Raw genomic sequence first — 20,957 nt, forward strand, 5'->3', positions numbered from 1 at the left:
GCCTCTAGGGCTACATTTCATGCATTTTGGCCAATTTTTGTAGCCTTAAGGCTACAGGATGATCTGTCGATACCGCCGACTGCACCCGCCGCGATCCCCAAACGACAACGGGCTTGCCGCTCTCGCGACAAGCCCGCTTCACATTCCTGCCTCTACTTCGGCACCGGATCCGTGATCCGGAACGACGTCCTTACTTCGCCGCGCCGCCTTCGAACCACGCGGCGATCTTCATCCGCTCGTCGTCGGTCATGTGCGTGACGTTGCCGAGCGGCATCGCCTTCAACGTGACCGCCTGCTGATAAATGCGCTGCGCGTTCTGCGAGATTTCGTCGGGCGTATCCATCAGCACGCCGGCGGGCGCGCTGCCCATCATCGTCGGATGCGCGGAGTGGCAGGCCACGCAGCGCTGTTGCAGCACCGGCGCGATGTCGGCGACCTTCAGCGTTGGCGCGTTGGCGGCCTGCGCCGTCGGCACCACCGGACGCGGCATGGTCCACACGAGCGCCGTGCACATCAGCGCGACGCCGACGAGCGGCAGATACCACAACACCTGACCGCGATGGCGCATCACGAAGAACTGACGGATCAGCGCACCGGCCAGCATGATGACGACGAGCACCGCCCAGTTGTACGGATGGGTGTAGGTCATCGCGTAGTGGTTCGACAGCATCGCGAACACGACCGGCAGCGTGAAATACGTGTTGTGCACCGAGCGCTGCTTGCCGCGCTTGCCGTAGATCGGGTTCGGCGTGTCGCCCTTGAGCATCGCGTCGACCATCTTGCGCTGGCCCGGAATGATCACGAAGAACACGTTGGCCGACATAATCGTCGCGAGCATCGCGCCCATGATCAGGTACGCGGCGCGGCCCGCGAAGATATGACAGGCGAGATACGCCGCGATCAGCACGTAGGCGCCGACGCAGGCGCCGAGCAGCTTGTCGCGGGTGCCGAGAATGCGGCACAGCGAGTCGTAGACGATCCAGCCGGCCGCGAGGAAACCGATCGCGGACGCGACGGCGACCACCGGCCCCATGTCGAGCACGTTCTTGTCGATCAGGTAAGTGCTCGGCGAGAACAGATACAGCACGGTGAAGAGACCGAAGCCCGACATCCACGTCGTGTACGACGGCCACTTGGACCAGTGCAGGTCGTCGGGCATTTCGGGCGGCGCGACCGTGTACTTCTGCATGTTGTAGAAGCCGCCGCCGTGGACGTGCCACAACTCGCCGAATACGCCGCGACGGCGCTGGTTCGGATCGGTCGGCGGTTTCAGGCTGTTGTCGAGCGCGACGAAATAGAACGATTCGCCGATCCATGCGATGGCGGCGATGACGTGGAACCAGCGAATCGCGAGGTTCAACCAGTCGGTGATAAAGCCTTCCATGAAACTCCTCCACTTCTGATTCGTTGTGCGCGCGATGACGGTCGATGTCGCCGGTCATCGCGCCGACTGCGGGGTAAAAGACGCAGCGCGGGTTGTTATGGGTATCGCGGGGCGCTTGTGTTCGTTGGTGCGGGTTCGTGCCTATTCGGACGGGGCTCGCATCCAGCCGGGCTAGCTGCCCCGATACGTGCTGTACGAAAACGGCGACACCAGCAGCGGCACGTGATAGTGCGCGCCAGCATCGGCAACGCCGAAGCGCAGCACGACGCGATCGACGAAGCGCGGTTCCGGCACCTTCGTGCCGAGCGACGCGAAGTAGTCGCCCGCGCCGAACACGAGCTCGTACTCGCCCGCGACGAGCGCGTCGCCTTCGAGTAGCGGCTCGTCGCAGCGGCCGTCGTGATTCGTGAGTGTGGTTTTTAGTGCGCGGCGCGTGTCTCCAGCGAGCGCGAAGAGTTCGACCTTGATGCCTGCGCCGGGACGGCCGTTCGCGGTGTCGAGCACGTGGGTAGTGAGCTTGCCCATTCGCAATTGTCCTTGTGTGAATGCGAGGTGTCGGCGGCGGCCCGATCCATTACGTTTGCGGCGGATCGAGGCTCCACGTCAGTGGCTACATACCCGTCGGCGAATTGAAGCGAGCGCCGTGGCAGCCATTGTAAAAAGGTTGTACCGTTCAGCGCGCGAGCGATAAGAAAGATAATAGTTCGCGCATGATGGACGGCCAGTCGAAAGCCGCGCCGGCTCATCGGCCGATCGTACCGGCGCCAAAAAAGCGCCACTATATTGGCGGTGTGAACCCGGGTATCGCAACCAGGCGGGTTGCCAGCCGGATTTTGGCTACCGAAGGTAAGCGCTGTGCGACGCGCTCGACGCGAACCCGATGCGGTTCGCGCAAGGCGGCGGCGCGAAACACCCGTGCGAAGGCAGTCCTTTGGCACGGAAAACCCCGAAGACGGCGATTCACGCTGGGTAACCGGGCCAACGGCGTTCAACCGAACGCGGCGGCACGGTGGCGTGCCGCCGCATCGCGTTCGAACGGCTTTGCATGCAGGCAACCAGGCGGACAGACGAATGACGATGAACGAAGCACTGAAACAACCCGGTAAAACGATGCTCGTGAAGCACGCGGACGTGCTCGTCACGATGGATGGCGAGCGGCGCGAACTACGCGACGCCGGGCTGTATATCGAGGACAACCGGATCGTCGCGGTCGGACCGACCGCGCAACTGCCGCAAACGGCCGACGAAGTGCTCGACCTGCGCGGCCACCTGGTGATTCCGGGGCTCGTCAACACGCATCACCACATGTACCAGAGCCTCACGCGCGCGATTCCCGCCGCGCAGAACGCCGAGTTGTTCGGCTGGCTCACGAATCTGTACAAGGTATGGGCGAACCTGACGCCCGACATGATCGAAGTGTCGACGCTGACCGCGATGGCCGAGCTGCTGCTGTCGGGCTGCACGACCTCGAGCGACCATCTGTATATCTATCCGAACGGCAGCCGTCTCGACGACAGCATCGCCGCGGCGCGCCGCATCGGCATGCGCTTTCATGCGGCGCGCGGCAGCATGAGCGTGGGACGCAAAGACGGCGGCCTGCCGCCCGATTCGGTGGTCGAGCGCGAAGCGGACATCCTGAAGGACACGCAGCGTCTGATCGAGACGTATCACGACGATGGGCGCTACGCGATGCTGCGCGTCGTCGTGGCGCCGTGCTCGCCGTTTTCGGTGAGCCGCGACCTGATGCGCGAATCGGCGGTGCTCGCGCGCCAGTACGGCGTGTCGCTGCACACGCATCTGGCGGAAAACGTCAACGACGTCGAGTACAGCCGCGAGAAGTTCGGCATGACGCCGGCCGAGTATGCGCACGATCTCGGCTGGGTCGGCCACGACGTATGGCATGCGCACTGCGTGCAACTCGACGACGCGGGCATCGCGCTGTTCGCGCGCACCGGCACCGGCGTCGCGCACTGTCCGTGCTCGAACATGCGGCTCGCGTCGGGCATCGCGCCGGTCAGGCGCATGCGGCTCGCGGGCGTGCCGGTTGGGCTCGGCGTCGACGGCTCGGCGTCGAACGACGGTGCGCAGATGGTCGCCGAAGTGCGCCAGGCGCTGCTGCTGCAGCGCGTCGGTTTCGGGCCCGATGCGATGACCGCGCGCGAGGCACTCGAAATCGCGACCGTGGGCGGCGCGCGCGTGCTCAATCGCGACGACATCGGCGCGCTCGCGCCCGGTATGGCCGCCGATTTCGTCGCGTTCGATCTGCGCCAGCCGCACTTTGCCGGCGCGCTGCACGATCCGGTGGCCGCACTGGTGTTCTGCGCGCCGTCGCAGGTCAGCTATAGCGTGATCGACGGCAAGGTGGTGGTGAAGGAGGGGCAGTTGGCGACGCTCGAACTCGGGCCGGTGATCGAGCGCCATAACCGGCTCGCGCGGCAGCTTTATGAGGCGGCGGCTTGAGATTGAGCTTGAGCTTGAGATTGAGCGGAAGGGGCGGCATCGGCGCGGTGATGCGCGGATGCCGCGAGTCCTCGATACCTGAGCGGCGCCGCCAGTGCGATCGGCGCCGCGGCGTCAGGGCTTGGCGATCAACGTTCGGGTGGCCTCGCCAACCAGACCGCGCAGCCAGCGCACTTCGTCGGAGTAATGCACGCGCTCGTGCCACAGCTGGTAGTACTGCATCGGCGGGAAGTCGAGCGGCGCGGGTACCACGGTCAGCGGCAGGAACTTCGCGTAGTAGTCGGCAAAAAGGCGCGTCGTCGTGAAGATCAGATCCGATTTGATCAGCACGTAAGGCGCGAGATTGAAGTAGGGCAGCGTGACGACCACGTGGCGCTTCAACCGCTCGCGCGCGAGATGCACGTCGATCGCGCCGCGCTGGCCGACCGAGTACGGCGTCGGCGCGAGATGCGGCGCGTTCAGGTACTGGTCGAGCGTGAGGCCGCCGCGTTTGGCGAACGGATGCGTGTTGCTCATCAGGCAGACGATCTGATCGACGAACAGGTTCGACAGATGCAACTGCTCGGGCGGCTCGGGCCAGTTGCCGACCACGATGTCGAGCTTGCCGTCCTCGAGCGCGAGTTCGTAGTCGAACGCGGGGCCGAGCGAATGGAATTCGAGCGTCGCGTTCGGCGCGGCCTGGCGGAACCGTTCGACGACCGTCGGCACGAACAGTACGTTCAGGTAGTCGGGACAGCCGATCCGGTAGCAGCGGATTGACGTGGCCGGATCGAAGTTGTGCTGCTGGAACTTGATGCGCTCGATTTCGCGCAGCGCGTTCTGCACTGGTTCGAGCAGGCGCAGGCCGTACTCGGTCGGCACCATGCCGGACTTGCCGCGCACCAGCAGCGGGTCGCCGGTGATGTCGCGCAGACGGCGCAGCGCCGCGCTGATCGCGGGTTGGGACTGGTTCAGTTTGACGGCGGCGCGGGTGACGCTGCGCTCCATCAGTAACGTGTGCAACACGCGCAACAGGTACGTGTCGATCGCCTCGCGTTGCTGGCTCATGGACTCTCCGAAATATATGTGCTGGCTGATCGAACGAACGTGGGGGTATATGCGTTTTAATATGAACGAAAAGCGGCGTCAAGGGTGGCATACCCGCAGAGCTTGTAGTGGCGGGGGTTTGCGGGAATTTTGTCAACTCGACTGAGTGGGGCGAATTAGGTATTGTCATCCGGTTGTGGTGACGGATCGCCCGTCGACAGGGCGGACCGATCGTCCGCAACCCGGCGGCAACCCGGCGGCAAAAAAACAGGCGGCAAGCAGGCTGCAAGCACATGCCAGGCAGCGTCACGAACGCACTACGGAAACTCATGAGCGACACTCCATTTAGCGACGGCGCGCAACTCACCGGTCAGGCGGTGCCCCGGCTCGCGCTCACGGGCATCACGAAGCAGTACCCGGCCGTGCGCGCCAACGACGATGTCACGCTGGTCGTCGCCCCCGGCGAAATCCACGCGGTGCTCGGCGAGAACGGCGCGGGCAAAAGCACGCTGATGAAGATCATCTACGGCGCGGTGCGACCCGACGCCGGCGAGATCCGTTGGGAAGGCGAGACGGTCGACATCGCGAGTCCGGCGGCTGCGCGCAAGCTCGGGGTCGGCATGGTGTTCCAGCACTTCTCGCTGTTTGAGACGCTGACGGTAGGCGAAAACATCGCGCTCGCGCTCGACGAGCCGTTCGATCTGAAGTCCCTGTCCAAACGCATTCGCGAGGTGTCGGCCGACTACGGGCTCGACATCGATCCGCAGCGGCACGTGCACAGCCTCACCGTCGGCGAGCGGCAGCGCGTCGAAATCGTGCGCTGCCTGCTGCAGAATCCGCGTCTGTTGATCATGGACGAGCCGACCTCGGTGCTGACGCCGCAGGCGGTCCGCAAGCTCTTCACGACGCTGCGCCGGCTCGCGGCCGAAGGCTGCAGCATCCTGTACATCAGCCACAAGCTCGATGAAATCCAGGAGTTGTGCGACACCGCGACCGTGATGCGCGGCGGTCGCGTGACCGGCCATGTGACGCCGAAGAACGAAACGCATGCGTCGCTCGCGCAGTTGATGGTCGGTCATTCGCTGCCCGATTACACGCGCCGCGAGCACAAGCCGGGCGCGGTGCTGCTCGACGTCAAGCAGTTGTCGGTCGCGAGCGACGATCCGTTCGGCACCTCGTTGCGCGACGTGTCGTTCAGCGTGCACGCGGGCGAGATCTTCAGCATTGCCGGGGTGTCGGGCAACGGCCAGGCGGAACTGCTCGCGGCGCTGTCCGGAGAAAAGCGCGCTGAAAAACGCAGCCTGCCGGCCGACGCGATCACGATTTGCGGCAAGCCGGCCGCGCGCCTCGGCGCCGGCGGGCGGCGCGCGCTCGGCTTCGGCTTCGTGCCCGAGGAGCGGCTCGGCCGCGGCGCGGTGCCGGCGATGAGCCTCGCCGACAATGCGCTCTTGACCGCGCATCGGCAGGGCATGGTCAGCTCGGGCTGGATCAGGACGGGCGCGATGCACGCGTTCGCGAAGCGCTGCATCGACGCGTTCGACGTGCGCTGCGGCGGCGCCGACGCGCTCGCGCAAAGTCTGTCGGGCGGCAATCTGCAGAAATACATCATGGGCCGCGAGATTTTGCAGGCGCCGAAGGTGCTGGTGGTCGCGCAGCCGACGTGGGGCGTCGATGTCGGTGCGTCCGCGTTCATCCGTCAGCAACTGCTCGATCTGTCCGCGCGCGGCGTCGCGATTCTGGTGATCTCCGAGGAACTGGAAGAGCTGTTCGATATCTGCGATCGCATCGCGGTGCTCGCGGGCGGGCGGCTTTCGCCGGTGCGGGCGACCGGTGCGACCAACGCCGAGGAAATCGGCCGCTGGATGGCGGGGCTGTTCGGCGACCGCGAGGGCGCGGCACCCTCGGCGGACCAGCCGGCGCATGCGTGACGCGAGGCTTGCGCCGCCAACCACGCTAACAAGCTCATCACGCAGCCGCTGCGGACCCTGAAGAACAGAACCCGAACAAACACACGCTACCCATGATGCTTCCCTATCGACTCGAAGCCCGCACGACGCCCTCGCGCACGATGCAGCTCGCCGTGCCGCTGATCGCCGCGTTGCTGACGCTCGCGATCGGCTTCCTGATTTTCGGCCTCGTCGGCCGCGACCCGCTGCAGGCGATGCACGCGTTTTTCATCGAACCGCTGTCGAGCATCAACGGCTGGTCCGAGCTGGTGCTGAAGGCGTCGCCGTTGTGCCTGATCGGCCTTGGCCTCGCGATCGGTTATCGCGCGAACGTGTGGAACATCGGCGCCGAAGGGCAGATGCTGCTCGGCGGCATCGCGGCGAGCGGCGTCGCGATCTATTTCGATCAGGCGAGCGGCTGGTGGATCCTGCCGACGATGATGCTCGCCGGTATCCTCGGCGGCATGGCGTGGGCCGCGATCCCCGCGTTTCTGAAGAGCCGCTTCAATACCAACGAGATTCTCGTGAGCCTGATGCTCACCTACGTCGCGACGCAACTGCTGATCTACCTCGTCAGCGGCCCGTGGCGCGATCCGCAGGGCATGAACTTCCCGCTGTCTGAAATGTTCAGCGGCGATGCGTTGTTTCCGACGCTGTACGGCGACTGGCACTGGAAATTTCTGCGTGGCACGCGCCTGAACGCGTCCGTGTTCCTCACGCTGATCGCGATTCCGCTCGTCTGGCTGTTCATGCGCAAGAGCTTCGCGGGCTACCGGATGAACGTCGGCGGACTCGCACCGCTTGCCGCGCGTTACGCGGGCTTCTCCGACAAGAAAACCATCTGGACCTCGCTGCTCATCAGCGGCGGTCTCGCCGGCCTCGCCGGCATGGGCGAGATCGCCGGTCCGATCGGCCAGTTGCAGGCGACGTGGTCGCCGGGCTACGGGTTCACCGCGATCATCGTCGTGTTCGTCGGACGCTTGCATCCGCTAGGCATCGTGCTCGCGAGTCTGCTGATGGCGCTGCTCTATCTGGGCGGCGAAGCGGTGCAAACCTCGATGCAATTGCCTCAGGCGCTCTCGGGCGTCTTCCAGGGCCTGCTGCTGTTTTGCCTGCTCGGCGCCGACCTGTTCGTGAACTACCGCGTGCGGCGCCGTTCGGCCGTGGCAGTGGGTCATTAAGTTTGCCAATCAGCTCGCCAATCCGCTCTCAGATTCGATATGGATATCCAGCAAGCCAGCGCGCTCACGTCGAGCGCGATCACCGCGTCGATCCCGCTGATGTTCGCGGGTGCCGGCGAACTCGTCGCCGAAAAATCGGGCGTGCTCAACCTTGGCGTGGAAGGGATGATGCTGATGGGCGCCGTCAGCGGCTACGCGGTCACGTCGATCACCGGCAGCCCGTGGCTCGGCGTGCTCGCCGCGATCGGCGCCGGTCTCGCGATGTCGCTGCTGTTCGCGTTCCTCACGCTGACGATGCTCGCCAACCAGGTCGCGACCGGCCTGTCGCTGACGATCTTCGGCATCGGTCTGTCCGCGTACGTCGGCAAGCCCTACACGTCGGCCGCGGTGCGCGCGACGATCGATACGTGGACGATTCCCGGCCTGTCGAAAATCCCGGTGCTCGGCCCGGCACTGTTCACCCTGACGCCGCTCGATTACCTCGCGTTCCTCATGTTCGCGGTGATCGGCTGGTTCCTGTATCGCACGCGCGCGGGGCTCGTGCTGCGCTCGGTCGGCGAATCGCCACAGGTCGCGCACTCGGTCGGCTTTCCGGTGGTCGGCGTGCGCTATGGCGCGGTCGCGTTCGGCGGCGGCATGGCGGGGCTCGCGGGCGGCTACTATTCGATCGTCAATCTGCACCTGTGGCAGGAGAACCTGACGTCGGGCCGCGGCTGGATCGCGCTCGCGCTCGTGGTGTTCGCGACGTGGCGACCCGGACGCCTCCTGATCGGCTCGCTGCTGTTCGGCGCGGTGACGGGGCTGCAGTTCTACGCACAGGCGATCGGCGTGCCGGTGCCGACGCAGTTCCTCGCAATGTTGCCGTACGTCGCGACGATCGTCGTGCTCGCGCTGATCTCGCGCAATCCGAATACGATTCGCCTGAATGCGCCCGCGTCGCTCGGCAAGCCGTTTTTCTCGGCGGGTTGACTGCGACCCAGGTTTTTTATCGATCCGCTCAATACTATTCGCTCATCACGACAGGGGATAAAACATGAAGAGAAGAAATCTGCTGACCGCTTTCGCGTGGGGCGCGGCGTCGCTCGCGCTCGCCGCACCGCTCGCGCAAACCGCGCAGGCCGCCGACGTGCCGGGCGTCGCGTTCGTCTATCTCGGCAATCCGGGCGATGCCGGCTGGACCTTCGCGCACGATCAGGGCTCGAAGGAAGCCGAAGCGAAGTTCGGCAACCGGATCAAGATCACGCGCGTCGAGAACGTGCCCGAATCGGCCGATTCCGAGCGCGTGTTCCGCGATCTCGCGAACAAGGGCAACAAGATCATCTTCGGCACGAGCTTCGGCTTCCAGGACTTCCAGCTGAAGGTCGCGAAGGACTTCCCGGACACCGTGTTCCTGCACGCGACCGGTTACAAGAAGGCGCCGAACTTCGGCACCTACGACGTGCGCATGTACCAGGGCGCGTATCTGGCGGGCGTCGCCGCGGGCTACGTGACGAAGAGCAACACGCTCGGCTTCGTCGCGTCGGTGCCGATTCCTGAGGTGGTGCGCAACATCAACGCATTCACGCTCGGCGCGCGCTCGGTGAACCCGAAGGTGCACACGAAGGTGATCTGGATCAACAGCTGGTTCGATCCGGGCAAGGAAAAGCAGGCCGCCGAAACGCTGATCGGCCAGGGCGCCGACGTGCTGCTGCAGAACACCGATTCGAGCGCGACGCTCGCGACCGCGTCGGAGAAGCACGTGCACGCGTTCGGCTGGGATTCGGACATGAAGAAGTTCGGTCCTGACGCGCATCTGGGCTCGGTGGTCGCGCACTGGGGCGTGTACTACAGCGCGGTGATCCAGCAGGTGCTCGACGGCAAGTGGAAGAACGATCCGGTGTGGTGGGGCATTCCGCAGAAGGCCGTCAACCTCGAGGACCTGAACACGTCGGCGATTCCGGCCGATGGGCAGAAGCAGGTGGCCGTCAAGCGCGACGAACTCGCGAGCGGCAAGCGCGACGTGTTCACGGGTCCGATCAAGGATCAGTCGGGCACGGTGAAGGTGCCCGAGGGCAAGACGCTGACCGATGCGGAACTGCAGCGCCTGAACTGGTACGTGGAGGGTGTCGACGGGTCGCTGCCGAAGTAAAGCGGGCCGTGACCCTCGCCCGTGGTGTTCGCCGCCACGGGCAGCCTCCTGTTGAAAAAGCTGCGCCCAACCCGGCTTCGGGTTGGACGCAGCTTTTTTGTTTGCGGCTTTGCGCGATGGCGCGCAAGCGCATCGCGTAGCCGCCGCTCAGTCCTCGATGCGCAGGCCGACCTTCAGCGTGACCTGCCAGTACGCGACCTTGCCGTCCTCGATCTGGCCGCGCGTTTCCGTGACCTCGAACCAGTGCAGATTGCGCAGCGTTATCGACGCTTTGGCAATCGCGGTGGTGATCGCGTCGTCGATCGATTTCTTCGACGAGCCGGTCAGTTCGATCTTCTTGTAAACGTGTTCTGACATGAGTGTCCTCCTTGGTGTGCGCCGCGGGTCGGTGAAACGCTGCTCGGAAACGCGCATGGAAAAAAGCGCATGGAAAAAAGTATAGGCAACGGTTCGCGCAGTCTGAGGGGCATATGCGTTCTCGCCGACGTCCGCGCGAGCGTCATTGCCTGCGTGGCGGATCGGATGTCGCCGCCCGAACCATCGATGCCGCACGCCGCATGCCCGGTATCGCGCGAGCTCACCGCCCGGGGCGGCCGTTATCATGTGCACGCAACATAATCCCTGCAATCTGATAGCCGACGAGGTTCGAACGTGGAAACTGGTTTCTGCGGCCCCGGTCTGATGGGCGCGCCGATGATCCGGCACCTGTTGCGCGCGGGGCATACCGTGCATGTATGGAATCGCACGCGGGCCAAGGCCGAGGCCTTGCGGGCCGAGGGTGCGCACGTCGTCGATACGCCACGTGAGCTGGCTGCGCGCTGCGATGCGGTGCTGCTGTGCGTCGCCGACGCGGCGGCGGTCGAACAGACCGTGTTCGGGCCGGACGGGCTGCTCGATGGCGCTCCGGCGGCCGGCGCTCCGGCGGCGCCGCACCGCCTGCGCTGGATCGTCGATCATTCGAGCATTCCGCCCGCCGCGACGCGCGCGCTGGCGCGCCGCGTGGCGGATTTCGGCGAGCCGGGCAGCGCGGCTGGCGCAGGCGCGCTCGAGCACGCGACTTCGATCGGCTGGATCGACGCGCCGGTTTCGGGCGGTGTCGCCGGTGCCACAGCGGGCACGCTCGCGATCATGGCCGGCGGCGCGGCCAGCGATCTCGCCGCGGTGCGCCCCTTGCTCGACGCCTATGCCGCCCGCGTCACGCACATGGGCGAGGTCGGCGCGGGGCAAACCGCGAAGCTGTGCAATCAGGCGATCGTCACCGCGACCGTCGCCGCGATCGCCGAGGCGGTGAGCCTCGCGCAGCGCAGCGGCATCGACGCCGCGAAGCTGAGCGAGGCGCTCGCCGGCGGCTGGGCCGATTCGGTGCTGCTGCGGACCTTCGTGCCGCGCATGACGCAAAGCGGCCTCGCGCCGATCGGCGCGTTGCGCACGTTTCAGAAGGACGTCGACACGGTCGCGGCAACCGCCTACGAGACCGGCACGCCGATGCCGGTTGCGTCGACGGTCCAGCAATTGCTGCGACTGGGTGCCGCGATGGGGTTCGCCGATGCGGATTTTTCGGCCTTCATCGACATTTTGCAGACGCCGCGCGGCGGCTCGAACGGGTGAGGCGGGCCGGGCCGGACGAACTGTCGGGTTGAAATCTCTAAACCTGCTAAAATATTGGGTTTTTCGCCGATATCACATTCAAAGGGACGCGCCGTGCTGTCTACTGCCAATATCACCATGCAATTCGGGCCGAAGCCCCTCTTCGAGAACATTTCGGTCAAATTCGGGGAAGGGAACCGCTATGGCCTGATCGGTGCGAACGGCTGCGGTAAATCCACTTTCATGAAGATTCTCGGTTCGGATCTCGAGCCGAGTTCGGGCAACGTGATGCTCGAGCCGAACGTGCGCCTCGGCAAGCTGCGCCAGGACCAGTTCGCGTACGAAGACGTGCGCGTGCTCGACGTCGTGATGATGGGCCACACCGAAATGTGGGCCGCGATGACCGAGCGCGACGCGATCTACGCGAACCCCGACGCGACCGACGACGACTACATGCACGCGGCCGAGCTCGAAGCAAAGTTCGCCGAGTACGACGGCTACACGGCCGAAGCGCGCGCGGGCGAACTGCTGCTCGGGATCGGCATCGCGATCGAAGACCACAACGGGCCGATGAGCAACGTGGCGCCCGGCTGGAAACTGCGCGTGCTGCTCGCGCAAGCGCTGTTCTCGAAGCCGGACGTGCTGCTGCTCGACGAGCCGACCAACAACCTGGACATCAACTCGATCCGTTGGCTGGAAGATATTCTGAACCAGTACAACTCGACGATGATCATCATCTCGCACGACCGGCACTTCCTGAACCAGGTGTGCACGCACATGGCCGACATGGACTACGGCACGCTGAAGGTCTACCCGGGCAACTACGACGACTACATGCTCGCGAGCACGCAGGCGCGCGAGCGTCAGCAGGCCGCCAACGCGAAGGCGAAGGAGCGCGTGGCCGATCTGCAGGACTTCGTGCGCCGCTTCTCGGCGAACAAGTCGAAGGCGCGTCAGGCCACCAGCCGTCTGAAGATGATCGACAAGATCAAGATCGAGGAATTCAAGCCGTCGTCGCGTCAGAACCCGTTCATCCGCTTCGAGTACGAGAAGAAGCTGCACAACATCGCGGTGGTCGCTGAGAGCATTTCGAAGAAATACGAACGCTCGATCTTCAATAACTTCAGCATCAGTGTGCAACCGGGCGAGCGTATTGCGATCATCGGCGAGAACGGCGCGGGCAAGACCACGCTGCTGCGCTCGCTGCTCGGCAATCTGCAACTCGATCACGGCAAGGTGAAGTGGGCGGAAAACGCCAACATCGGCTATATGCCGCAGGACACGTACGAAGAGTTCCCGGGCGACGTCACGCTGATGGACTGGATCGACCAGTACCGCAAGGAAGGCGACGACGAGCAGATGGTGCGCGGCACGCTCGGCCGCCTGTTGTTCAACGCGGACGACATCCGCAAGTCGGTCAAGGTGCTGTCGGGCGGCGAGAAGGGCCGCATGATCTGGGGCAAGCTGATGCTCGGCCGCCACAACGTGCTGCTGATGGACGAGCCGACCAACCACATGGACATGGAGTCGATCGAGTCGCTGCAGATCGCGCTGGACAAGTTCGATGGCACGCTGATTTTCGTCTCGCACGACCGCGAGTTCGTGAGCGGCCTCGCGAACCGGATCATCGAAGTGAAGACCAATGGCACGCTGAACGACTTCGGCGGCAACTACGAGGACTTCCTGACGAGTCAGGGCGTGCAGTAAGCGCCGGGTCGTACCCAAGACCTGATGTACCCAGATGGCCCACCCAGGTTCGTACCCAGGTGGGCCTTTTGTTTTACCCAGGCCAAACGTGATGCGCACGCCAACTCAGCTGTGCAGACCGGATCCCCGAAAATGCCAGCCTACTCGATCACTTTGCGGACAAAGAGCAGGTAAGCGCACGTGCACGAGACGCCAAGCAGAACGATCCAAAGCGGCGCCAGAGCGATCAGGATTTGCAGGCAGGACATATCGGTTCCCCATTTCTTTAGCTGATGGGGTCACTCTACCGACCCAGCCGAACGCATACCTGAGGCGGGCTGTCGCACTGAGCGGTGGATCGGTTGATCTGCGTCAAGGCATCGCGAGCAGCCACCGATGCCGGGCGCGATGAGCGCTGGACTATCGCCGGTTCAGCGCGAGCCGTCGAATGACTTCGTCCAGCTTGCCCATCGGGCGAGCCTTCCCTTGAATCGTTCCGTTTGCAGGCCGCGCCGCTCTCGCCGTCGGGTGCCTCGCGAGTTGATGGGGTGGGTCCATCGAATAACTTCGCAACGCGCTTTCCGCTTCCCGGCCAAGCGCAACGAATCTCACGGATCGAGGGAACAGACTGATGAAGTCGGTCAGAATCTGGCCGGTCTCAAGTAGTTCGTGAGTCGACGGGCGGCGGTTGCTCTGGGTATCTTCGTCCGCGAACGGATGAAACGGGAACGCGTTCCAAAGCGCAAACTCCGCCGGTCCGAATCCATTGGCGAGCATCGTCTGCCAGACGATTGACGCGGTTCTCTCGTAGACACCGTATTCGCGGTCAGTCGTTCGAGACAACGCGGCGACGCTGCTGGTGCGGGTTGCCGGCCCCGGGAGGTAGTCCGGCGGCGGGCCGCGGTCCGATCCCACGGCGACGTCGTTGAGCTTTGCATCGTTGCCGAGCAGAATCCGCTCGGAGGTCATCGCGATGCCCGTGAAACGCCCGCCTCGGCAGCTCAGCGCCTCCGCAATCAGGATCACCTTGACGCTCGTCTGGCGGGCTTGCAGGTAGGCCGTAAGCTGTCTCTGGCGAATCAGCGGCGCATTGACGCCGGGCTGATCGCGCTCATCGGTTTCGGACCATGGATTGAACACGTGGGCCATTCGGCGCCATTGTGCAACGCTCTGAACGAAGTCCCTGGCGGTGGTCATGGCGACGAAGTTTTGCGAAGCCTTTCCGGAGTTCCGGGATTCTCGATGGTGGCGAGCGACTTCAGCCCGCGATGCGCGTAACGAACAGGCTCACACCTTGTCGTTCTGAAACCGCATCGCCGTGCCTTCCCGTTCGATCCGGACCCAGATCGCGCGCTTTTCCTCGTCGCTGAGGAACACCCAGTTCGACACTTCGGTCGCGGTGCGGCCGCAGCCTTTGCAGACCTCGTCGAAGAGCGTGGAGCACACGCCGATGCACGGGCTATCGGGAAGATCGTGGAGATTCGAAGTCATCGGAAACCTTGGGGCGGGGGAGGCAAAGTCCCGCTATGTTAACCGATGCGCGACGCGCGCCTTGTACGCGGCGCCCGGCGTCATGCGAAGTTCACGATAGCCGCGCCGACGTCTGCGGCTGCCGTCACGCCCCAGTCGCCAGTTGCCACAACAGCGCGCCATTGAGTGCAACGATGAACGCCGCCGACAGCCACGACAGCACGAGCGGCACGCCGTGCACGCGCCAGCCGCGCATCAGCGTCGCATCGGACGCGCAGCGGATCAGCGGCACGACCGCGAGCGGCAATTGCAGGCTCAGCACGACCTGGCTCGCGACCAGCAACTGATTGGAGCCATGCTGTCCGAACATGCCCACCGCGAGCAGGGCCGGCCCGATCGCGAGCGCACGCGTGAGCAGCGCGCGTTTCCAGCGCGGCAAGCGTAGCCGCAGGAAGCCCTCCATCACGGTCTGGCCGGCCAGCGTGCCGGTGACGGTCGCGCTGAGTCCGCACGCGAGCAGCGCCGCCGCGAACAGGATGCCGGCCCAGCGGCTGCCGACGAGCGGCGCGATCAGCCGATGCGCGTCGGCCAGATCGGTCACGTCGCGATGGCCGCTCGCATAGAACACCGCGGCCGCGACGATCAGCAGCGCCGCGTTGATCACGAACGCGAAAGCAAGCGAGCCGAAGGTATCGATATTGACCACATGCAGCGCGGCCTTGATCTGCGCGTCGCTGCTGTCGGGTGCGTGATGCTTGACGAGTGCCGAATGCAGATACAGGTTGTGAGGCATGACCGTCGCACCGACGATGCCCGCCGCAAGCCACAGCATGCCCGCGCTTCTGATCAGCTCCAGGCTCGGCGCGGTGCCGGCCAGCGCCGCGTGCCAGTCGGGCCGCGCGAGCGCGAGCTGCACGACGAAGCACAGGCCGACGAAGCCGATCAGCGCGGCGATCACCGCCTCCAGTCTGCGGCCGCCTTTCTGCTGAAGCGCGAGCAGCGCGAACGTGCAGACCGCCGACATCAGCACGCCGACTGTCAGCGACACGCCGAGCAGCAGCTGCAGCGCGACCGCACTGCCGACCACCTCGGCGACGTCGCAGGCGATGATCGCAACTTCGCTCGTCAGCCACAGAAACAGCGTCGCGCGCCGGTCATTGCGCTCGCGGCACAGCTGCGCGAGATCGCGCCCGGTCACGACGCCGAGGCGCGACGACAGCCATTGCATCAGCATCCCCATCAGGCTCGCCAGCAGCACGATGCCGAGCAGGCGATAGCCGTAACCCGCGCCAGCGCCGAGCGCGGTCGCCCAGTTGCCCGGATCGATATAGCCGACCGCGATCAGCGCGCCGGCGCCGAGGTACGAGAACCAGTGCGCCGGACGCGTCGGCTCGCCCGGCAGACGCCGACGCCGGTTGGGACGCATCGCGAAAGGATTGGTGTTCATCGTGCCGGAGATTCCGGGAAACGCATCCTGTTGCAAGGCACATGCCCATTGCACGCGCGCAGCGGTTGGCGGCCCGTCGCGCGACGGCGTCGCGCAACACGCATCAAAAGATCATGATAGGAGCATTCGAGCCGTCATGTCGGCGCCGCCGCGCATGAAAGGTGCGCCGCACACCACCGCGGCCGTGCACCGGCAAGCAACGTCGGGCACCCGCGTGGACCAGAGCGGCGCACCGCCCAGGTGCGAGCCGACACCGACCTGACAACCAGATAACAGCGTCGCGACGAAACCCCTGCGGACTGTACTCAGCGCGAATAAAGCGCCGCCGCGGCTCGCGTATTTTTCGGTGGACACGCGCCGATAACCCGTTAAAATTGCGCCGATTTTGCAAGGGTGCGGCCATAGCCTGTACCGTTTGCGCGACAGCTCCGGGTTTTTTTTGGAGCGGGCAATAATTGGTGGTAGTTTTCGGGGTTTTCAGGGGGTCGTGCACGCGAGGGCGCGGCTTGAGTGACGACGGGATCGGAGAACGGGATGAACAAACGGATAGTGGGGCATGTGGCGGCGCTGGTCTTGTGCGCGGCGCCGTGGTTGACGGCCGCTGCGAAGGATACGCAGCTCAATGTGTATAACTGGTCCGACTACATCGCGAAGGACACGATCCCGAACTTCACCAAGCAGACCGGCGTCCAGGTCAAGTACGACAACTACGACAGCGACGACACGCTGCAGGCGAAGCTGCTTACCGGCAATTCGGGCTACGACATCGTCGTGCCGACCAGCAACTACGCGGGCAAGCAGATCGCCGCGGGGATCTTCGAGCCGCTCGACAAATCGAAGCTGCCGAACCTGAAGTACCTCGACCCGTCGCTGATGGCGCTCGTCGCCGGCGCCGATCCGGGCAACAAGTACGTGGTGCCCTGGGCGTACGGCACGACCGGCCTCGGCTACAACGTGACGAAGGTCCAGCAGATCCTCGGCAAGGACGTGCCGCTCGATAACTGGGACATCCTGTTCAAGCCGGAAAACATCTCGAAGCTGAAGGCCTGCGGCGTGTCGGTGCTCGACGCGCCCGACCAGATGTTCGCGGCCGCGCTGCACTACATGGGCAAGGATCCGATGAGCACGAACCCGGCCGACTACCGCGCCGCGCTCGCGATGCTGAAGAAAATCCGCCCGTACATCACGCAGTTCAACTCGTCGGGCTACATCAACGACCTCGTCGGCGGCGACGTCTGCTTCGCGTACGGCTGGTCGGGCGACGTCGTGATCGCCAAGCATCGCGCGCTCGAAGCGAAGAAGCCGTACAAGATCGAGTACTTCGTGCCGAAGGGCGGGGCGCCGGTGTGGTTCGACGTGATGGCGATTCCGAAGGACGCGAAGCACAAGGAAGCCGCGCTCGAATGGATCAACTACATCGAGACGCCGCAGGTGCACGCCGCGATCACCAACGCCGTGTACTACCCGAGCGTCAACATGGAAGCGCGCAAGTACGTGGACAAGGACGTCGCGAACGATCCGGCCGTGTATCCGTCGCCGGAAACCATCAAGACGCTGTTCCTGTTGAAGCCGCTGCCGCAGGAAATCCAGCGGCTGCAAACGCGGCTGTGGACCGAGTTCAAGTCCGGCCGCTAAGCGCGGCAACAAACAGATAAGCAGCCTATGAAGCCCTCGGTGTTCACCGGGGGCTTTGTTCGTCAAACGCCGGAGTGAAGCAGCATTATGATGAGTAGTGACCAGCCGGGCGCGCTGGCCGGGACGGCCGTGCCGTCGACGGGCCCGAATGCCGTTACCGACGACGCAGCGGAACAGTTCATCCAGATCGTCGACGTCGTGAAGAAGTTCGGCGAGACCGTCGCGGTCAAAGGCGTCAACCTGACGGTGAAAAAGGGCGAGCTGTTCGCGCTGCTCGGCAGCTCGGGCTGCGGCAAGTCCACCCTGCTGCGCATGATGGCAGGGCTCGAAACCGTGACGTCGGGCAAGATCCTGATCGATGGCGAAGACCTTGCGCAACTGCCGCCGTATCGCCGGCCGGTCAACATGATGTTCCAGTCGTACGCGCTGTTTCCGCACATGACGGTCGAGGCGAACGTCGCGTTTGGCCTCAAGCAGGAAGGCGTGCCGAAGGCCGAGCTGAAAGACCGCGTGCACAACGTGCTCGAACTCGTGCAGATGGGCCGCTTCGCGAAGCGCAAGCCGCATCAGCTGTCGGGCGGGCAGCAGCAGCGCGTCGCGCTCGCGCGTTCGCTCGTCAAGCGGCCGAAGCTGCTGCTGCTCGACGAGCCGATGTCGGCGCTCGACAAGCAGATCCGCCAGCGCACGCAGATCGAGCTCGTCAACATTCTCGACCGGGTCGGCGTGACCTGCATGATGGTCACGCACGACCAGGAAGAAGCGATGACGATGGCCAACCGCCTCGCCGTGATGAGCGAAGGCCAGATCGTGCAGCTCGGCACGCCGCATGAAGTCTACGAGTATCCGAACAGCCGTTTCTCGGCGGAGTTCATCGGTTCGACCAATCTGTTCGAAGGCCACACGATCGAGGACGAACCCGATCACGTGTTCATCGAAACGCCCGATCTGCCGTGCCATCTGCACGTCAATCACGGCATCACCGGTCCGCTCGGCATGCCGGTGACCATCTCGGTGCGGCCCGAGCGCATCGCGCTCACGCGCAAGCCGCCCGAGGGCGCGTACAACTGGGGCAGGGGCGTCGTCACGAATATCGCGTACATGGGCGGCTATTCGCTGTATCACGTGAAGCTCGACGGCGGCAAGACGGTGATCGCGAACGTGACGAGCCTCGCGCTCACCGAAATCGATCCGCCCTCCTGGGGCGATGAAGTCTACGTGCGCTGGAGCGCATCGGCCGGCGTGGTGCTGACGTCATGAAAGATGCGCTTTCCTCGTTTTTCGCGTGGCCGGTGCGGCGTCTGAAGCTCACGGGCCGCACCGCGGTGGTGGCGGGGCCGTTCGTCTGGCTGCTGCTGTTTTTCCTCGTGCCGTTCCTGCTGGTCGTGAAGATCAGCTTCGCCGATTCGCAACTCGGCATTCCGCCGTACACGCAGCTCGTCAACTTCGCGGAAGGCGCGCTGCACATCACGCTCGATCTGTCGCACTACGCATTTCTGCTGACCGACAGCCTGTACTTCGCGACCTATGTGAATTCGGTCGTGGTCGCGGCGATTTCGACCGTGCTGTGTCTGCTGATCGGCTATCCGATGGCGTACTACATCGCGCGCTCGAATCCGGCCACCCGCAATCTGCTGATGATGGCCGTGATGCTGCCGTTCTGGACCTCGTTCCTGATCCGCGTGTACGCGTGGATCGGGATTCTGAAGAACAACGGGCTGCTGAATAACTTCCTGATGTCGATCGGGCTGATCCATTCGCCGATCGAGCTGTATCACACGAACACAGCGGTCTATATCGGCATGGTCTATTCGTATCTGCCGTTTCTCGTGATGCCGCTTTACGCGCACCTCGTGAAAATGGACCTGACCTTGCTCGAAGCCGCGTACGACCTCGGCGCGAAGCCGTGGAAGGCGTTCTGGCAAATCACGCTGCCGCTGTCGAAGAACGGCATCATCGCGGGCTGCCTGCTGGTGTTCATTCCGGCGGTCGGCGAGTACGTGATTCCTGAGCTGCTCGGCGGCGCGAACACGCTGATGATCGGCCGCGTGATGTGGAATGAGTTCTTCGACAACGCCGACTGGCCGATGGCGTCCGCCGTCACGTGCGCGATGGTGTTGCTGCTGCTGGTGCCGATGGCGCTGTTCCAGCACTCGCAGGCTAAGGCATTGGAGGAGGGCCGCCAATGAAGCCGAATCGCATGCTGCAGCTGATCGCTCTGGGTATCGGCTTTCTGTTTCTGTATATCCCGATCGTCAGCCTCGTCGTGTATTCGTTCAACGAATCGCAGCTGGTCACCGTGTGGACGCGTTTTTCGACGCGCTGGTATGCGGCGCTGTTGCAGGACGACGAGCTCATCACGTCGGCGTGGCTGTCGCTGCGTATCGGCCTGATGACCGCGTTCGCGTCGGTGATCATCGGCACGTGGGCCGGTTTCGTGCTCGCGCGCATGGGGCGCTTTCGCGGCTTCACGCTGTACACGGGCATGATCAACGCGCCGCTGGTGATCCCTGAAGTGATTCAGGGCATCTCGCTTTTGCTGCTGTTCATCGAAATGGCGCGCTGGATCGGCTGGCCGGCCGAACGCGGCATCTTCACGATCTGGATCGGCCACGTGATGCTGTGTATTTCGTACGTCGCGATCATCGTGCAGTCGCGGGTGCGGGAGCTGCATCCGTCGCTCGAGGAAGCCGCGCTCGACCTCGGCGCGACACCTCTGCGGGTGTTCTTCTTCGTCACGCTGCCGCTGATTTCGCAGGCGCTGGTGTCGGGCTGGCTGCTGTCGTTCACGCTGTCGATCGACGACCTGGTGCTGTCCGCGTTCCTGTCGGGTCCCGGCTCGACGACCTTGCCGCTCGTCGTGTTCTCGCGCGTGCGTCTCGGTTTGAATCCGGAGATGAACGCGCTCGCGACGCTGTTCATCGCGGTCGTCACGCTCGGCGTCGTCGCGGCGAACTTCTTCATGCAGCGCGCGGAGCGCAAGCGGGCCGTGATGGCGGTTTGAGCTCAC

18 protein-coding genes are annotated in these 20,957 nt (G+C 64.4%); 11 read left to right on the forward strand and 7 right to left on the reverse strand.

All coding sequences use genetic code 11. From position 1 onward, the window contains the following. Window positions 1-190 precede the first annotated feature (190 nt). Window positions 191-1,384, reverse strand: a complete 1,194-nt coding sequence (locus L0U84_RS07705) for a urate hydroxylase PuuD (protein WP_233849022.1) — start codon at window positions 1,382-1,384, stop codon at window positions 191-193. Window positions 1,385-1,555: 171 nt separating this feature from the next. Then, window positions 1,556-1,909, reverse strand: a complete 354-nt coding sequence (uraH, locus tag L0U84_RS07710) for a hydroxyisourate hydrolase (RefSeq protein WP_129960691.1) — start codon at window positions 1,907-1,909, stop codon at window positions 1,556-1,558. A 546-nt stretch (window positions 1,910-2,455) separates the two neighbouring features. Here uraH and L0U84_RS07715 point away from each other — a divergent pair. Continuing rightward, entirely contained in the window at window positions 2,456-3,844 is a 1,389-nt protein-coding gene (locus tag L0U84_RS07715; protein WP_233849027.1) for an 8-oxoguanine deaminase, read from the forward strand. Window positions 3,845-3,958: 114 nt separating this feature from the next. Here L0U84_RS07715 and L0U84_RS07720 read toward each other — a convergent pair whose 3' ends face one another. Next, the gene (locus L0U84_RS07720; protein ID WP_233849028.1) at window positions 3,959-4,891 is read right to left on the reverse strand and encodes a LysR substrate-binding domain-containing protein; all 933 of its coding nucleotides are present in this window, start codon (window positions 4,889-4,891) and stop codon (window positions 3,959-3,961) included. Between the two features lie 308 nt (window positions 4,892-5,199). Between L0U84_RS07720 and L0U84_RS07725 the strand changes: the two genes are divergently transcribed. The 4 genes from L0U84_RS07725 (at window position 5,200) to L0U84_RS07740 (ending at window position 10,125) form a co-directional block, all read left to right on the forward strand. Next, complete coding sequence (locus L0U84_RS07725) at window positions 5,200-6,798, forward strand: ABC transporter ATP-binding protein (RefSeq protein WP_233849029.1); 1,599 nt, start codon at window positions 5,200-5,202, stop codon at window positions 6,796-6,798. Between the two features lie 92 nt (window positions 6,799-6,890). Next, on the forward strand, window positions 6,891-7,997 hold the full coding sequence (locus L0U84_RS07730) for an ABC transporter permease (RefSeq protein ID WP_233849031.1): 1,107 nt from the start codon (window positions 6,891-6,893) through the stop codon (window positions 7,995-7,997). Between the two features lie 39 nt (window positions 7,998-8,036). After that, on the forward strand, window positions 8,037-8,966 hold the full coding sequence (locus L0U84_RS07735) for an ABC transporter permease (RefSeq protein WP_233849033.1): 930 nt from the start codon (window positions 8,037-8,039) through the stop codon (window positions 8,964-8,966). Between the two features lie 64 nt (window positions 8,967-9,030). Then, window positions 9,031-10,125, forward strand: a complete 1,095-nt coding sequence (locus tag L0U84_RS07740) for a BMP family ABC transporter substrate-binding protein (RefSeq protein ID WP_233849035.1) — start codon at window positions 9,031-9,033, stop codon at window positions 10,123-10,125. A 147-nt stretch (window positions 10,126-10,272) separates the two neighbouring features. Here the strand turns inward: L0U84_RS07740 and L0U84_RS07745 are convergent, their stop codons facing one another. Further along, entirely contained in the window at window positions 10,273-10,482 is a 210-nt protein-coding gene (locus L0U84_RS07745; RefSeq protein ID WP_233849039.1) for a dodecin, read from the reverse strand. A 294-nt stretch (window positions 10,483-10,776) separates the two neighbouring features. Here L0U84_RS07745 and L0U84_RS07750 point away from each other — a divergent pair, with 294 nt between their 5' ends. Then, window positions 10,777-11,733 (forward strand): NAD(P)-dependent oxidoreductase, encoded by a 957-nt coding sequence (locus L0U84_RS07750; RefSeq protein ID WP_233849043.1) that lies wholly within the window; start codon window positions 10,777-10,779, stop codon window positions 11,731-11,733. 93 nt (window positions 11,734-11,826) lie between these two features. Then, entirely contained in the window at window positions 11,827-13,419 is a 1,593-nt protein-coding gene (locus L0U84_RS07755) for an ABC-F family ATPase (protein WP_233849044.1), read from the forward strand. Window positions 13,420-13,818: 399 nt separating this feature from the next. Here L0U84_RS07755 and L0U84_RS07760 read toward each other — a convergent pair whose 3' ends face one another. From L0U84_RS07760 to L0U84_RS07770, 3 genes are all read right to left on the reverse strand, one after another. After that, window positions 13,819-14,595: a uracil-DNA glycosylase gene (locus L0U84_RS07760; protein ID WP_233849049.1), complete on the reverse strand. Its 777-nt coding sequence runs from the start codon at window positions 14,593-14,595 to the stop codon at window positions 13,819-13,821. Between the two features lie 90 nt (window positions 14,596-14,685). Then, window positions 14,686-14,889, reverse strand: coding sequence for a DUF1289 domain-containing protein (locus tag L0U84_RS07765; protein WP_233849050.1), 204 nt, complete (start codon window positions 14,887-14,889; stop codon window positions 14,686-14,688). 124 nt (window positions 14,890-15,013) lie between these two features. Continuing rightward, the gene (locus L0U84_RS07770; protein WP_233849052.1) at window positions 15,014-16,315 is read right to left on the reverse strand and encodes an Nramp family divalent metal transporter; all 1,302 of its coding nucleotides are present in this window, start codon (window positions 16,313-16,315) and stop codon (window positions 15,014-15,016) included. Window positions 16,316-16,849: 534 nt separating this feature from the next. Here L0U84_RS07770 and L0U84_RS07775 point away from each other — a divergent pair. The 4 genes from L0U84_RS07775 (at window position 16,850) to L0U84_RS07790 (ending at window position 20,951) form a co-directional block, all read left to right on the forward strand. Beyond that, a complete protein-coding gene (locus tag L0U84_RS07775) occupies window positions 16,850-17,950 on the forward strand; it encodes a polyamine ABC transporter substrate-binding protein (protein ID WP_233849053.1) in 1,101 nt (366 codons plus the stop codon). A 90-nt stretch (window positions 17,951-18,040) separates the two neighbouring features. Then, a complete protein-coding gene (locus L0U84_RS07780) occupies window positions 18,041-19,207 on the forward strand; it encodes an ABC transporter ATP-binding protein (protein ID WP_233849054.1) in 1,167 nt (388 codons plus the stop codon). Further along, a complete protein-coding gene (locus L0U84_RS07785) occupies window positions 19,204-20,136 on the forward strand; it encodes an ABC transporter permease subunit (protein ID WP_129960704.1) in 933 nt (310 codons plus the stop codon). Before L0U84_RS07780 ends, L0U84_RS07785 begins: the two co-directional genes overlap by 4 nt. Then, window positions 20,133-20,951, forward strand: a complete 819-nt coding sequence (locus L0U84_RS07790) for an ABC transporter permease subunit (protein WP_233849055.1) — start codon at window positions 20,133-20,135, stop codon at window positions 20,949-20,951. Before L0U84_RS07785 ends, L0U84_RS07790 begins: the two co-directional genes overlap by 4 nt. Window positions 20,952-20,957: the final 6 nt, after the last annotated feature.

Source organism: Paraburkholderia sp. HD33-4, from assembly GCF_021390635.1.
In the GTDB taxonomy this organism is placed as follows: Bacteria; Pseudomonadota; Gammaproteobacteria; order Burkholderiales; family Burkholderiaceae; genus Paraburkholderia.

Coding starts and splice junctions, on each gene's coding strand:
- L0U84_RS07705 (WP_233849022.1), bottom strand. CDS start 1,384: ATGGAAGGCTTTATCACCGACTGGTTGAACCTCGCGATTCGCTGGTTC.
- uraH (WP_129960691.1), bottom strand. CDS start 1,909: ATGGGCAAGCTCACTACCCACGTGCTCGACACCGCGAACGGCCGTCCC.
- L0U84_RS07715 (WP_233849027.1), top strand. CDS start 2,456: ATGACGATGAACGAAGCACTGAAACAACCCGGTAAAACGATGCTCGTG.
- L0U84_RS07720 (WP_233849028.1), bottom strand. CDS start 4,891: ATGAGCCAGCAACGCGAGGCGATCGACACGTACCTGTTGCGCGTGTTG.
- L0U84_RS07725 (WP_233849029.1), top strand. CDS start 5,200: ATGAGCGACACTCCATTTAGCGACGGCGCGCAACTCACCGGTCAGGCG.
- L0U84_RS07730 (WP_233849031.1), top strand. CDS start 6,891: ATGATGCTTCCCTATCGACTCGAAGCCCGCACGACGCCCTCGCGCACG.
- L0U84_RS07735 (WP_233849033.1), top strand. CDS start 8,037: ATGGATATCCAGCAAGCCAGCGCGCTCACGTCGAGCGCGATCACCGCG.
- L0U84_RS07740 (WP_233849035.1), top strand. CDS start 9,031: ATGAAGAGAAGAAATCTGCTGACCGCTTTCGCGTGGGGCGCGGCGTCG.
- L0U84_RS07745 (WP_233849039.1), bottom strand. CDS start 10,482: ATGTCAGAACACGTTTACAAGAAGATCGAACTGACCGGCTCGTCGAAG.
- L0U84_RS07760 (WP_233849049.1), bottom strand. CDS start 14,595: ATGACCACCGCCAGGGACTTCGTTCAGAGCGTTGCACAATGGCGCCGA.
- L0U84_RS07765 (WP_233849050.1), bottom strand. CDS start 14,889: ATGACTTCGAATCTCCACGATCTTCCCGATAGCCCGTGCATCGGCGTG.
- L0U84_RS07770 (WP_233849052.1), bottom strand. CDS start 16,315: ATGAACACCAATCCTTTCGCGATGCGTCCCAACCGGCGTCGGCGTCTG.
- L0U84_RS07775 (WP_233849053.1), top strand. CDS start 16,850: ATGAACAAACGGATAGTGGGGCATGTGGCGGCGCTGGTCTTGTGCGCG.
- L0U84_RS07780 (WP_233849054.1), top strand. CDS start 18,041: ATGAGTAGTGACCAGCCGGGCGCGCTGGCCGGGACGGCCGTGCCGTCG.
- L0U84_RS07785 (WP_129960704.1), top strand. CDS start 19,204: ATGAAAGATGCGCTTTCCTCGTTTTTCGCGTGGCCGGTGCGGCGTCTG.
- L0U84_RS07790 (WP_233849055.1), top strand. CDS start 20,133: ATGAAGCCGAATCGCATGCTGCAGCTGATCGCTCTGGGTATCGGCTTT.